The sequence below is a fragment of the Thermococcus sp. genome (assembly GCF_027023865.1).
GTDB lineage: Archaea > Methanobacteriota_B > Thermococci > Thermococcales > Thermococcaceae > Thermococcus.
Map to the genome: position 1 here is coordinate 83,927 of NZ_JALVUC010000016.1, position 12,175 is coordinate 96,101.

Annotated in this window: 12 protein-coding genes and 1 pseudogene; 9 read left to right on the forward strand and 4 right to left on the reverse strand. The window is 51.4% G+C overall.

The features are described from left to right. Positions 1-23: 23 nt before the first annotated feature. From MV421_RS05335 to argF, 4 genes are all read left to right on the forward strand, one after another. The gene (locus MV421_RS05335) at positions 24-1,454 is read left to right on the forward strand and encodes a DHH family phosphoesterase (protein ID WP_297419781.1); all 1,431 of its coding nucleotides are present in this window, start codon (positions 24-26) and stop codon (positions 1,452-1,454) included. Further along, positions 1,444-1,701 (forward strand): KEOPS complex subunit Pcc1, encoded by a 258-nt coding sequence (locus MV421_RS05340; protein WP_297419784.1) that lies wholly within the window; start codon positions 1,444-1,446, stop codon positions 1,699-1,701. The genes MV421_RS05335 and MV421_RS05340 overlap by 11 nt, the downstream gene beginning before the upstream one ends. A gap of 15 nt (positions 1,702-1,716) precedes the next feature. Then, positions 1,717-2,319, forward strand: coding sequence for a 30S ribosomal protein S3ae (locus MV421_RS05345; RefSeq protein WP_297419786.1), 603 nt, complete (start codon positions 1,717-1,719; stop codon positions 2,317-2,319). Positions 2,320-2,594: 275 nt separating this feature from the next. After that, positions 2,595-3,542, forward strand: a complete 948-nt coding sequence (gene argF / locus MV421_RS05350) for an ornithine carbamoyltransferase (RefSeq protein WP_297419838.1) — start codon at positions 2,595-2,597, stop codon at positions 3,540-3,542. Positions 3,543-3,883: 341 nt separating this feature from the next. On the opposite strand, the gene MV421_RS05355 is transcribed toward argF, so the two are convergent. Continuing rightward, entirely contained in the window at positions 3,884-4,201 is a 318-nt protein-coding gene (locus tag MV421_RS05355) for a PH domain-containing protein (RefSeq protein ID WP_297517975.1), read from the reverse strand. Positions 4,202-4,301: 100 nt separating this feature from the next. On the opposite strand from MV421_RS05355, the gene MV421_RS05360 reads away from it, so the two are divergent. Beyond that, entirely contained in the window at positions 4,302-5,231 is a 930-nt protein-coding gene (locus MV421_RS05360) for an RsmB/NOP family class I SAM-dependent RNA methyltransferase (protein ID WP_297419792.1), read from the forward strand. Here the strand turns inward: MV421_RS05360 and MV421_RS05365 are convergent. Both MV421_RS05365 and MV421_RS05370 read right to left on the reverse strand, forming a co-directional pair. After that, on the reverse strand, positions 5,228-6,193 hold the full coding sequence (locus MV421_RS05365) for a hypothetical protein (RefSeq protein WP_297419795.1): 966 nt from the start codon (positions 6,191-6,193) through the stop codon (positions 5,228-5,230). The two genes, MV421_RS05360 and MV421_RS05365, sit on opposite strands and share 4 nt — an antisense overlap. Next, complete coding sequence (locus MV421_RS05370) at positions 6,193-6,813, reverse strand: metallophosphoesterase (protein ID WP_297503286.1); 621 nt, start codon at positions 6,811-6,813, stop codon at positions 6,193-6,195. Before MV421_RS05370 ends, MV421_RS05365 begins: the two co-directional genes overlap by 1 nt. A gap of 45 nt (positions 6,814-6,858) precedes the next feature. Between MV421_RS05370 and MV421_RS05375 the strand changes: the two genes are divergently transcribed. Further along, entirely contained in the window at positions 6,859-7,947 is a 1,089-nt protein-coding gene (locus MV421_RS05375) for a saccharopine dehydrogenase family protein (protein ID WP_297419844.1), read from the forward strand. Further along, positions 7,925-8,596 (forward strand): 16S rRNA methyltransferase, encoded by a 672-nt coding sequence (locus tag MV421_RS05380; protein ID WP_297419798.1) that lies wholly within the window; start codon positions 7,925-7,927, stop codon positions 8,594-8,596. The genes MV421_RS05375 and MV421_RS05380 overlap by 23 nt, the downstream gene beginning before the upstream one ends. Positions 8,597-8,616: 20 nt before the next feature. Here MV421_RS05380 and MV421_RS05385 read toward each other — a convergent pair. After that, positions 8,617-9,929: pseudogene (locus MV421_RS05385) on the reverse strand (RNA-guided endonuclease InsQ/TnpB family protein). 204 nt (positions 9,930-10,133) lie between these two features. Here MV421_RS05385 and MV421_RS05390 point away from each other — a divergent pair. Further along, positions 10,134-11,513 carry a sodium-dependent transporter gene (locus tag MV421_RS05390; protein WP_297503284.1) on the forward strand — a complete coding sequence of 460 codons (1,380 nt, stop codon included), beginning with the start codon at positions 10,134-10,136 and terminating at the stop codon, positions 11,511-11,513. Between the two features lie 70 nt (positions 11,514-11,583). After that, positions 11,584-11,994, forward strand: coding sequence for a translation initiation factor IF-5A (locus tag MV421_RS05395; RefSeq protein ID WP_297419803.1), 411 nt, complete (start codon positions 11,584-11,586; stop codon positions 11,992-11,994). Positions 11,995-12,175: the final 181 nt, after the last annotated feature.

Sequence of the window (12,175 nt, forward strand, 5' to 3'; positions counted from 1 at the left end):
CCTCTTCTTATCGGTGATGCCCTGTGGATAAGGAAGCCTTCTTAGCGCAGGCCAAGGAAGGAACTGAGTTAATCAAGATGCACATTGAGTTAGGCCACACCATACGGCTCATCTCCCACCGCGACGCCGATGGGATAACTGCGGGAGCGATTTTAGCCAAGGCCGTTACCAGGGAAGGCGGGAGCTTCCAGCTCAGCATCGTCAAGCAGGTCAGTGAGGATCTCATCAAGGAACTGGCGGAGGAGAGGCGAGAGATCTACGTCTTCAGCGATCTTGGAAGCGGCTCCATGGAACTCATTGAGAAGCATCTTGACTTCGCGACGGTCGTCGTTGCAGACCACCATCCACCGGAGAAGGAGGGCTTTTTCAGTGACTCTCATCTCCTCATCAACCCGGTGCCCTTTGGGGCCAACAGCGTTCGCGATTTAAGTGGCTCGGGCGTTGCGTACTTCGTTGCACGGGAGATGAATGAGAAAAACGGGGATTTGGCCTACATCGCCCTCGTTGGCTCCGTCGGGGACATGCAAGAGATAGATGGCACCTTCCACGGCATGAACATTGACATCATAGAAGAAGGTAAGAGACTTGGAATCGTCGATGTCAGGAAAGAGCTTCGCCTCTTCGGTAGGGAGAGCAGACCGCTCAGACAGATGCTGGCCTACTCCACCAACCCCGAACTCCCCGGCATAACCGGTGATGAGAGGAACGCGATAGAGTGGCTCCGCTCGAGAGGCTTTGATCCTGACGTTCACTACTGGCAGCTCCGTGAGGAAGAAAAGCGGAAGCTCCACGATGCCCTCGTAATCCACCTCATAAAGCACGGTGCCCCAAAGGAGGCAATAGACAGGCTCATCGGCGACGTCGTCGTAAGCCCGCTCTACCCGGAGGGTGACCCGAGGCACGAGGCTCGTGAGTTCGCCACACTGCTCAACGCTACAGGTCGCTTAAACGCCGGAACGCTCGGCGTCGCCATCTGCCTCGGCGACGAGGACGCCTACAAAAGGGCCAGGAAGATGCTAGACAACTACAAGAGGGAGCAGATCGAGGCAAGGAAGTTCATAGTCCAGAACTGGAGCATGGTGGATGAGGGTGAGCACGCCTATGTGTTCTATGCTGGGAAGAACATCCGCGACACGCTCGTGGGCATAGCGGCGAACATAGCCATAAACACCGGCCTCGCTAACCCCGAGAAACCGGTCGTGGTTATAGCGGACAGCGAGGAGGATGAAAACCTTGTCAAAGGCTCCGCAAGGACTACGGAGAAAGCCCTTGCAAAGGGTTACCACCTCGGCGAGGCTTTGAGGGAAGTAGCGGAGAAAGTCGGTGGGGAAGGTGGCGGACACGCAATAGCGGCCGGAATCCGCTTTCCAAAGGATAAGATAGAGGAGTTCATCAGGCTCTTCAATGAGGCGCTAGAAATACAGGTGAAGGAGGATAAGAGCGGTGAGGATTAAGGCTAGGGCTGAGATAGTCTGGCACTACGAGGACAATGGAGTTGCCGAGGCGATCGCCCGCTCCATTCAGGTGGACAACGAGGGCATCCCGCCGGGTCTTAAGAAAAGTTTAAATGTAGTGTCCCTATCGGAAGATGGGAACCTCATAACAAAGGTTAAATACTCGGGTGAGATTGAAACACTCATCAAAGCGCTGGACGATTTGGTGTTTGCGGTCAAAATCGCTGAAGAAGCGTTGAACGTGTGAACTGGAGGTGTTAAGATGGCGAAAGGTAATCCGAGAAAGAGGGCTGCCGCTACCAAGGATAAGTGGAAGAGCAAGGAGTGGTACATCGTTTACGCTCCGGACTTCTTCGGGAGCAAGGAGATAGGCCTCACGCCGGCTGACGAACCGGAGAAAGTTACTGGGAGGGTTATCGAGACGACCTTGAAGGACGTCACCGGCGACTTCACCAAGGGTCAGGTCAAGCTCTACTTCAAGATATATGATGTCAAGGGTCAGAACGCCTACACCAAGTTTAAGGGGCACACCCTCGCGAGGAGCTACATCCGCTCCCTCGTCAGGAGAAGGACCACGAGGATAGACGGCATATTCAACGTCACCACCAAGGACGGCTACAAGCTCCGCGTCATGGGCATGGTCATCGCCTACAGAAGGATACAGACCAGCCAAGAAAGGGCTATCCGCGAGATAATCAAGGAAATCATCTACAAGAAGGCCGGGGAGCTCAGCTACAAGGACTTCGTCCTTGAGGCAGTCAGTGGCAAGATGGGCGCGGAGATAGCCAAGGAAGCCAGGAAGGTATACCCGATCAAGAGGGCCGAGATAAGGAAGATAAAGGTCCTCGCCGAGCCGGAGGCCTGACGGCCTCTCAGTTCCTATTCTGTTGGAGTTTCCGTGGAGTTTTATAAACATGCAGAATCCAAAATTGATAACGCGTATCATGACGTGGGAACTCATCCCCCTCTGTCCATGTTATTGCAACACAAACTTGTTCAAATTAGTATAAAAAGGTTCATGGATGAGCATTACGTTTAGAAAGTCCGTTCCTCCCAACCCTCAAAAGCCTTCGCTTTTCATCGTCCGGTTCCGACGAAAGGGTTATTAAAACCGCCGTCGAGAAATTTTCGGTGATGCACATGGTGGTTAGCCTTGCAGGAAGGGATATGCTCTGCCTCCAGAACTACACGAGGGAGGAGATTGAGACCATCCTCAAAACGGCCGAGATGATGAAGGTATGGAACAAGATTGGAAATCCGCACCGCGTTCTTGAAGGGAAGACTCTCGGAATGATATTCCAGAAGCCGTCAACTAGGACTAGGGTCTCCTTTGAAGTTGGGATTTACCAGCTCGGCGGCCTTGGACTCTACTTCAGCGCCAACGACCTCCAGCTGAGGAGGGGGGAGACGATAGCGGACACCGCGCGCGTTCTGAGCAGATACGTTGACGGAATCGTCGCGAGGGTATACACCCACAAGGACGTTGAGGATCTAGCCAAGTATGGCAGCGTTCCGGTGATAAACGCCCTCAGCGACTTCAGCCACCCATGTCAGGCCCTCGCTGATTACCAGACAATACTCGAGAAGAAGGGCAGGATTGCCGGCATTAAAATCGCCTACGTAGGCGATGGTAACAACGTGGCACACTCACTCATGATAGCCGGAACTAAGCTCGGTGCAAACGTTGTCGTTGCCACACCGGAAGGCTACGAGCCGGACGAGAGGGTCATCAAGTGGGCGGAGGAAAACGCGGCCGAGAGTGGCGGAAGCTTTGAACTCCTCCACGATCCTGTTAAAGCTGTCAAGGATGCCGATGTCATATACACCGATGTCTGGGCCAGCATGGGACAGGAAGCAGAAGCCGAGGAGAGAAGGAAGATCTTTAGACCCTTCCAGGTCAACAGGGAACTCGTCAAGCACGCCAAGCCGGACTACATCTTCATGCACTGCCTCCCGGCCCACAGAGGTGAAGAGGTCACGGACGATGTGGTCGACAGCCCGAACAGCGTTGTTTTCGACGAGGCTGAGAACCGCCTACACGCTCAGAAAGCCCTGCTAGCGCTCGTTATGGGCGGGATAAAGGTTTGAGGATCTTTCCCCTTCACTTTGTTTTCCTTCCAACATCGGGCTTGATGTGAAAGCCTACTTTCATAGAGGGTCCGGTTTATGAAAGTCCATTTAAATTTTCACAAATCGGCCCTTTTGTGAAAGTAGGGTTTCACAGACAAAGAACCTTCTAAACCTCTCTCCCCCTCGTAACCATGCTCGAAAGGTTGTTTTTCTCAGCTGATTTAGCTCAAAACCCACGAACTACCAATAAGAACAACTCAGTTTAGATAGATACATGGCAAAGAGAGGCATCTACCTAACGCGGAAACCTCTATCATCTACCATGAATGAATAAAAAGAAAACTGGAGGTTTTACACAATTACAAGAATTGCAAAAGTTGCTGGTAGAGTGTTTTCATCTCCGAAGTAGAACCCATAAGTTTAGCTTTGGTCTTTCCCTGTATTTCGATTATGCCCCTCTTTCCTATGAGTCCCTCTTCTTTGTATTTGATACCCTCTACATCCGAGAGCTTAAACGTGACTACGTCATCACTCTTGAAAATAGCTCCCCTCCTAGCATATAGGATTATCCTTCTGTCTGTAACTATCACTTGATAGTTCTTTCCACCATACTGAACATTGTTTTTGCTCTGGAATTTAACTTCCTCTTTTGGAAGAAGATAGTCATCCAGCCCCACCATGGCAACCCCCCTTAAATACCTTTCGCTGTAGGTAAGTCAGAGAGTATCACGGCAACCCCCAGCAAATTGTTTTAAACCCCTCCCCAAACTCCCAACCATGCTCGAAAAGCTCTTCAGCCTCGGCTACTCCAGGACCTTCGCCGAAAGGTATTACCAGCTCTGGGGCGAGAGGGCATTAACCATAGCCAAAGCAATGGAAAAACCGCTACCGAGGTGCTTTCGCGCAAACACGCTCAGGATAGAGGTTTCAAAGCTCACAAAGCTCCTCAACAAGAAGGGCTTTCAATTTAAACGTGTTCCCTGGGCGAGGGAAGGCTTCTGTCTCACAAGGGAGCCTTTCTCGATAACCTCAACGCCCGAGTATCTCAGTGGCCTCCTCTACATCCAGGAGGCAAGCTCAATGTATCCCCCGGTTATCCTTGAGCCGAAGCCCGGCGAGACCGTTGCAGACATGGCGGCGGCACCAGGCGGGAAGACGAGCTACCTCGCCCAGCTGATGGAGAACGGGGGCATTATTTATGCCTTCGACGTTGGCGAGGAACGCTTAAAGGAAACTCGCCTTAACCTCTCCCGCCTTGGCGTTACGAACACCGTTCTAATTCATGACTCATCCCTCCACATAGATGAGCTCGGTGTTGAGTTCGACGGGATACTCCTCGATGCGCCGTGCACCGGTTCTGGAACGATACACAAGAATCCGGAGAGGAAAACCAGCAGAACGATGGATGATGTCAAGTTCTGCCAAGGTTTACAGATAAAGCTCATTGAGAAAGGCTTAAGTGTCCTCAAGAAGGGCGGAATCCTCGTCTATTCCACCTGCTCCCTCGAGCCCGAGGAGAACGAGTTCGTAGTCCAGTGGGTCATTGACAACTTTGAGGTGGAGCTGCTCCCTCTCCGCTACGGCGAGCCTGCCCTTATCAAGCCCTTTGGAATCGAACTAAGTGAAGAGGTAGGGAACGCAAGGCGCTTCTACCCGGACCGGCACGGCACGAGCGGCTTTTTTGTAGCGAAGATTCGGAAGACCTAACCCTCCTTGGGAACGAGCCTCCTCTCCGTTTCCTCCAGCCTTCTCAAAACGTCCTCACTTAAGTGCTTCTCAAGTTCCTCCCTCGCAGCCTTGGCAAGGTCGAACTTTGACTTGTACTTTCCCAGCTCGACCCAGTCTATCTTCTTCCCGCCGACGAAGACGTCTATGTCGCACAGACGCTTGTATCCGACGTATTCAATGCCTTTCAGTAGGAACTTCACGCGCTCGGGCTTCTCCCACGTTAAGAGCTTGAGCTTGTAGACCGGGACGCGCATGAAGGGTCTTGGATAGTCCCAGTCCCAGCCCTCTCCAACGATGAAGCCGAGGTCAAGGTCCTCAATTACCGTCATCAGCCGCTCTATGTTCTCCTCGTAGCGCTTTTCAATATCGTAAACCTTTATCGTCAGTTCGTTCCATTCCGGTAGGAGCTTGAAGAGCATGGCCGGTAGGTCGATGAGAAGCTCTCTGTAGACGTCCAAGAAGTACCTCCTGACGAGGACTGCCCCCTCAATGTCCTCTGGGCCTATTGGGGAGTTCAACTTCTTTCTGGTCAGGGATACAACGGTGTCCCCGGCTTTCCCCACTTTTAGAGCGTCCATCTGCCCCATTACCTGGCCGCCGAATCTATCCGCAATCAGCTTTAGTGCGTCTTCGACCTTTTCAGGGACATGGAGCAGGATTATCGTGCTCTCCGCTTTGACCCTCTCAATTGGGAGTTTTTTGTTCACAATCTCTGACATAACAACCTTCGCGTCCTTGCATATCAAGAAGCCCGTATTGGAGGGCACGGTCGTCTCGCTCAGAGGCGTAACGAAGAGGACTGTCTCGAACTCATTGCTAAGCCTTATAGCTTCATTAGTGGAAATCTCCTCCACGTTAAAGGCTTCTTCGATGCCTTTTTTTATCGCTTCCACGTCCCCCATCAGGAAGACCATGGAAGGTCCAAAACGAATCAGTCTCATCACAGACCCCTCCAAAGTTTGTATCCCCTCATTGTGTCGGTTCCAACCGGATAACCAACCCTAACAACCCTACCACTCGGCAGAAAGACGAAGTTAACACCGAGAACTGCATTCAACCCGTTGGGAATCTCCTTGAAGTTATGGCCGTAGAGCCTGAAGTCCACCTTCAGACCTCTCACTTCCTTCCAAGTGTGCCCGAGGGCGAACCTCCTGCCACCTATCTCAACGACTGTTCCCGGCTCCACAACGGAATCTCCAAAGAACTCCCGCAGGAGTTTGGGGTCATCCTCGTTTCCAGGGACGATAAAAAGCCTTGCTCTAGAATTTTTTAGAATCTTGGCAAGCCTCCTAAGTCCCGAGAGGTAGAGTGGGCTTAAATCAGACCGCCTTTCCAGCTTCACGTTGTCAACTAGGTCACCGGTGTGGACTATAAAGTCCGGCCGATATCTGTCTATAAGCCCCTCCAAGAAGCCATAAACGCTCTCCGGTGTATCCCCTATATGCATGAGGAGCTCTTCGTTCAAGGACTCGCGGAGCTCTCTGAGCTTTCTCCTTCGAAGGAAACCGAGCATGGAACCCACTAGGTTATCTTGGTAAAAGGTGTATATTACCTTTGGCATGGGAGCGCTTAAAAGGCCTTACACCTAATCACTTCGGTGTTGGCGATGAAGGTTCTCGTTCTCGGTGCCGGAAACGTTGGGAGGGCTGTGGCGTGGGATTTGAAGGACGAGTTTGAGGTCTACGTCGGCGACGTCAGCGAAGAAAGGTTGAAGGTCGTTTCTGAGTTTGCCACACCGGTTAGGGTGGACGCGTCCAACTTTGACGAACTCATTGAGGTCATGACGGGTTTTGAGATGGTCGTGGGGGCACTGCCCGGCAGGTTCGGCTACCAAGTGGTCAAGGCGGCGATAAAGGCGGGGGTGGATATGGTCGACGTATCCTTCATGCCCGAGAATCCCCTTGAGCTTCGCGAGGAAGCAGAAAAAGCACAGGTAACCGTTATTTTCGACGCCGGCTTTGCCCCTGGGCTGAGCCACATCCTCATGGGTAGAATCTGGAATGAGCTTGACACGATGGCCTTGGGCAGGATTTACGTCGGGGGCCTGCCGAAGGAACCCAAGCCGCCACTTTATTACAGAATTACATGGTCACCTAAAGACCTAATTGAAGAGTACATCAGACCCGCGAGGGCAATACTGAACGGTGAAATCAAAACCGTTGATCCTCTGGAGAGTATAGAAAGAGTTGAAATCAGAGGCTTTGAGTTCGAAGCCTTCCTGAGTGATGGTCTCAGAAGCTTGCTGGAGAGTGTCAGGGCTGATACACTGGAGGAATGGACACTTCGCTGGCCCGGGCACCTTGAGAAGATGAGGGTTCTAAGGGAACTCGGCTTCTTCAAGCCAGAGCACGTGGACAATACTCTCGAGGTGGTAACCCCACTGATGACCTACGACAGCCCAGACTTTTCGATAATGCAGGTCTTTGGAAGGGGAACCATCGATGGGAAACCAAGGGAGGTAGGTTATCTACTCTACGACGAAGAGAGGGACGGTCTCACTTCAATGGCGCGCGTCACAGGATTCACGGCGGCGATAGTGGCGAGGCTTGTGGCGGAGCAGACCTGCATATACGGCGTCATACCTCCGGAGATACTGGGCATGAGGATAGATACCTTCACAAGGATAAGCGACGAGCTGGCCGACAGGGGAATAAAGATAGAGGGGTGGGAGAATGCTCCATCTGGTGATAGCTGATGCGGAGCTTGAGACCATTCCTCCTGAGATAGCTGATCATCCCGCAGTTATCAACTACGCGAGACGGAGGAAGAAGAAGCCGGAGGAGATGCTCCTCGACAGCACCTACCACCATGCGGCTCTCAAAAGGCTCCAGGATGGGGAGAGGCGTGGGCGACCCGACATAGTTCATCTCTGCCTTCTGAACGCACTGGAGAGCATAGCTAACAAAGAAGGCCTGCTCCGGGTATATGTTCACACGAGAAACAATGGGGTAATATACGTTAAACCTGAGACGCGGCTTCCAAGGAATTACAACCGCTTCGTTGGCCTTATGGAGAGCCTCTTCCAGAACAGGGCTGTGCCGAAGGACCTAAAGCTCCTGAGGCTCGAGGAGAAGGGCCTAGCCGAGCTCGTGGATGAAATTGGGCCTGATGGAGTTTTCGTAATGCATGAACTGGGGGAGCTCACCCGACCCATGGACCTCGGGAGGAGGCTGGTAGATCTCGAGAATTCAGTGGTGATAATCGGCGGCTTTCCGCATGGGGACTTCAAAAGTAGAGTACCATGGGAGAAAATAAGTATTTACAAGGAGCCATTGGTTGCTTGGGCAGTTGTTAACGAGATAACGGCAAGTTTTGAGCAATGGCTGACCTCCTTCCCGCCGTGAACGGCGAGGGTTCCAACGAGTTAACCCCCTGCCAAGTGCGGGGAGGTTTGAGGGGTCTCATTTAGACCCAAAATAAAGCGCGGGTCTTCGACCCCTCTGGCCGGGTCTTCGGCCAGTTACCCCTCCTCTGAGCGTAAAGACCGCTCAGATTTGGGGTTATGGTTTTCACAACCTTCTTCAAAATGTTAAAAGCACCAACAAGGTCAGCGTTAAACACAAGCCCCATTGCGGGACACTTAAACAAACCCCTAACAAGCCTCGCCCCATAGTGGGGCTTCCCGCAAACGGGACACGTCTTCGAAGTGAAAGCCTCATCCACAACCACAACCTCAACACCATACTCTTCCGAGACTTCCTTGAGACGCTTAATAACGTAATTTAACCGCCAGACGTGAGAGAGAATAAAATTCTGCTTTCTGCCCTTATCAGAGTTTCTCGCTATTCCTTTCGGATAACCCACGATAATCCTCGAAACTCCGAGACGGTAAAGTTTCTCCACAGTTTGTCTTACTGCCATGTTGATGTAGTACCTCGCTTGGAGTTTAGCCTTCTCGTGCAGTCTTCTGAGTTTCCTACTCGTTCTAACTCCGTTCTTGTTGAGTTTGGACTGGTAATCAGCGATAACCTTTCTAAAGTAGAAGGCAATGGCTTTTAACGGTCTCCCATTGACTAAGAAACTCTCACCGTTTTCCACGTAAACGGCCATTAAATTGTTTACTCCCAAGTCTATGCCCGCTGAAAAATCGCCCAATGGTTTCCTTGGAACTTCAACCCATTCACCATTGGTTAGCTTCTCCTTAACCGTGTATGAGATGTGGGCATACCATTTTCGCTTAACGTCGTCATAGGTTATTTCTAATCTTCCTTGCTTGCCTCTCAAGTGTATTCTGCCTTTAAACTGGACTTCAAGGCGTTTGAATTTTCCAAGGCCTTTGAGGATTAGCTTGTTGTTTTTGATTTCGTATTGGTCGTTCCTGAGGACGATTAAGGGTTTTCTCTTCCCATCGTCTTTCAAGTAGTTTGGTGGTTTTGGTTTGAGCCATTCTGGCAATTCTCCGTTTCTTTTGCTCCGAAGGAGGGAGAAGAATGAGCGCCATGCTTCAGTGTTTTTTCTGGCTATTTGCTGGACTGTTGCGGAGCCGATTTCCTTTTTGAATTCCTCATAGACTATCTTTTCGGTTTTGTTGAAGTCCACTGGTTTGCCCTCAAAGAATTCTTGTCGTCTTAGATAATTCACCCGGTTCCAGACTTTAGCCACGAGGTTGGCTAACTCGGAAAGGGTTTTTTCTTGGGTTTTTGAGGGTTGGAGTTTTACCGTCATTGTCCGCTTCATTTCAAAGTATGGTATTGTTCTTAGGCTTTAAAATGGTTTGCTTTTCCGCTTAATGGCTTATTGATTGGTTTACTGCACCCCCGCCCTAAAGGGCGAGGCTTTCGAAAGAGAAAAAGGTAATTTCTTAGGATCAACTTAGTCACACAATGCTTTTATATTTCTCATTCCTAAGAACACCACCCGAGTAATCACTAGGTGGTGAAAATGAGAAGGGTAAGCTTCCTTATGGCTTTTTTGATAACTGGGTACATCCTAGGCATTTGGAACTTCCTGATACTACCCAAGTATTACATAACGTTCGGCCTAAAGGGCTTTCTAATATCCCTCGTTCCATCGATTGTAGCCATATTCATCATATACAGCGAGGCTGAGAGCACCAAGCGGACGCGCTACCTTATACACGAACTCCTGTTCAAGGTCGCTAGGATTCCCGCTCTGACCTTCGTTCTGCTGATGTTTCTGATGATCATTCTTGGCATCACAACATACTACGCGTCCTACGGCCTCACCCTCATGCTGGGACTCAGTGGTTCCTATACCCCCGTTGTGGCGGTTGCAACGATTCTCCTCGTGATGCTCCTTCTCGTTATGGCCAAAGGACACACACTGGAGTTCATATCTGTCGTTTCGATCCTCTTCGTCCTCTTTGCAATCGCGGCTGTTTTCCTTGTCAGAGAACAGGCCCTCACCACGGTTACGTCCGAGCAGGCACTCCACTACATGCACGAGGCAGTATCGTCCATAACCTCCTTCAGTCAGCCTCTCAGCTTGAAGGGAATCCTATACCTTCTAATTTCGACGTTTGTCTCCTTTGGCCTCGGTGCAGGCGTTTACTACGTTATCGGAAGCTTCACACCGGAGGATCTCAATCTCAAAAAGGTTCTAGCGGGGGTTTTTATCCTCCAGATAATCCTGAGTTTTGCGGCCGCGTTTACTGTTGCTTACTCCATCGGCGTTGCCCATGAAGCTGTCCAGAGGGCATTCCACAGTCCGAACATCTCGGCGGAGGAAACGATACAGCTCTCCATCCTCTTCGGTGACCTCAAAGCATACACCACCAACAGCACCCAGAGTCCAATCCACTCGATAAACGTCTTCTATGCTATTCCACAGGTTCTCCACGGTAATGTCCACGGTGATGTAACCCTGATAGTCCTCCTAATGCTCTCACTTTACCTTGCGGGTCTAACGACAATAATCGTCCTCATGGAGATGGGCAACCAGATGCTCTCAGAGGTAGTGCAAATCGGCAGAACCCAGAGCCTCGGCTTTGTTTCTCTCTTTGGTATGGTGGTCTCGGGGGCGATGGCCATTAAGGACATCAGGGTGATGTTCCTCGTGGTTCCCTTTGCGGTGGGTGCCCTCGTTGCAGCCGCTGAGGCATATCCGTTGCTTTCCTCGGAGCTTGCCTACAGTAAGGCTGGGGTCTGGGTCTCGGTGATTATCCTCCTTGGAACTGGATTATTGACCCTTTACTATGCTTTCACCTCTCCTTCGGCGGCGGTAAAGGTCGGTGCCCTGCTCGGACTCGTCCTCTTCGTCCCACTGACCATGAATGGCATGCTACTTAAATCCCGTCGCTGATTTCCATCTTCAAAAATTTTTTAAAGACCCTTCCCAATCGGTCTTAGAACGCTTATAGGAGGTTTGAGAAATGGGAGACAAGACCAAGGTCCAGGTCAGCAAGCTCAAGCCGGGAAGGTACATCCTCATCGACGGCGAGCCGTGCAGAATAGGCAACATAACCGTTTCCTCACCTGGCAAGCATGGTTCGGCCAAGGCGAGGATTGAGGCAGTTGGAATCTTCGACAAGAAGGTCAGGAGTATTGTTAAGCCGACGAGCGCCGAGGTTGAGGTTCCGATCATTGACAAGAGAACGGCTCAGATTATAGCTATGACCCCGGACACAGTCCAGATTATGGACATGGAGACCTACGAGCTCTACGACGTGCCCCTTGAAGGTGGCGTCGCGGACGAGATCAAGGACCAGCTCAGGGAGGGCATAAACGTCGAGTACTGGGAGACCTTAGGCAGGATAAAGATAATGAAACTCAAGGGCGAGTGAGCCCTTTCTTTTGCTCTTCTGTCCTGGTGGGCTGACTTCCTCCTCGTCGTGAACGGCGAGGGTTCGAGTTAACCCCTCGCTAAGGGTGGTTCGGTTTACGGGCCCATCACCTACTCCCGTTGCCGGTTTCGGTTCAGCCCGAAGGCCCGGTCTTGGGCCCGTTACCCCTACCGGCCAAAGC

Coding starts and splice junctions, on each gene's coding strand:
- argF (WP_297419838.1), top strand. CDS start 2,595: ATGGTGGTTAGCCTTGCAGGAAGGGATATGCTCTGCCTCCAGAACTAC.
- MV421_RS05380 (WP_297419798.1), top strand. CDS start 7,925: ATGCTCCATCTGGTGATAGCTGATGCGGAGCTTGAGACCATTCCTCCT.
- MV421_RS05345 (WP_297419786.1), top strand. CDS start 1,717: ATGGCGAAAGGTAATCCGAGAAAGAGGGCTGCCGCTACCAAGGATAAG.
- MV421_RS05365 (WP_297419795.1), bottom strand. CDS start 6,193: ATGAGACTGATTCGTTTTGGACCTTCCATGGTCTTCCTGATGGGGGAC.
- MV421_RS05390 (WP_297503284.1), top strand. CDS start 10,134: ATGAGAAGGGTAAGCTTCCTTATGGCTTTTTTGATAACTGGGTACATC.
- MV421_RS05370 (WP_297503286.1), bottom strand. CDS start 6,813: ATGCCAAAGGTAATATACACCTTTTACCAAGATAACCTAGTGGGTTCC.
- MV421_RS05360 (WP_297419792.1), top strand. CDS start 4,302: ATGCTCGAAAAGCTCTTCAGCCTCGGCTACTCCAGGACCTTCGCCGAA.
- MV421_RS05375 (WP_297419844.1), top strand. CDS start 6,859: ATGAAGGTTCTCGTTCTCGGTGCCGGAAACGTTGGGAGGGCTGTGGCG.
- MV421_RS05395 (WP_297419803.1), top strand. CDS start 11,584: ATGGGAGACAAGACCAAGGTCCAGGTCAGCAAGCTCAAGCCGGGAAGG.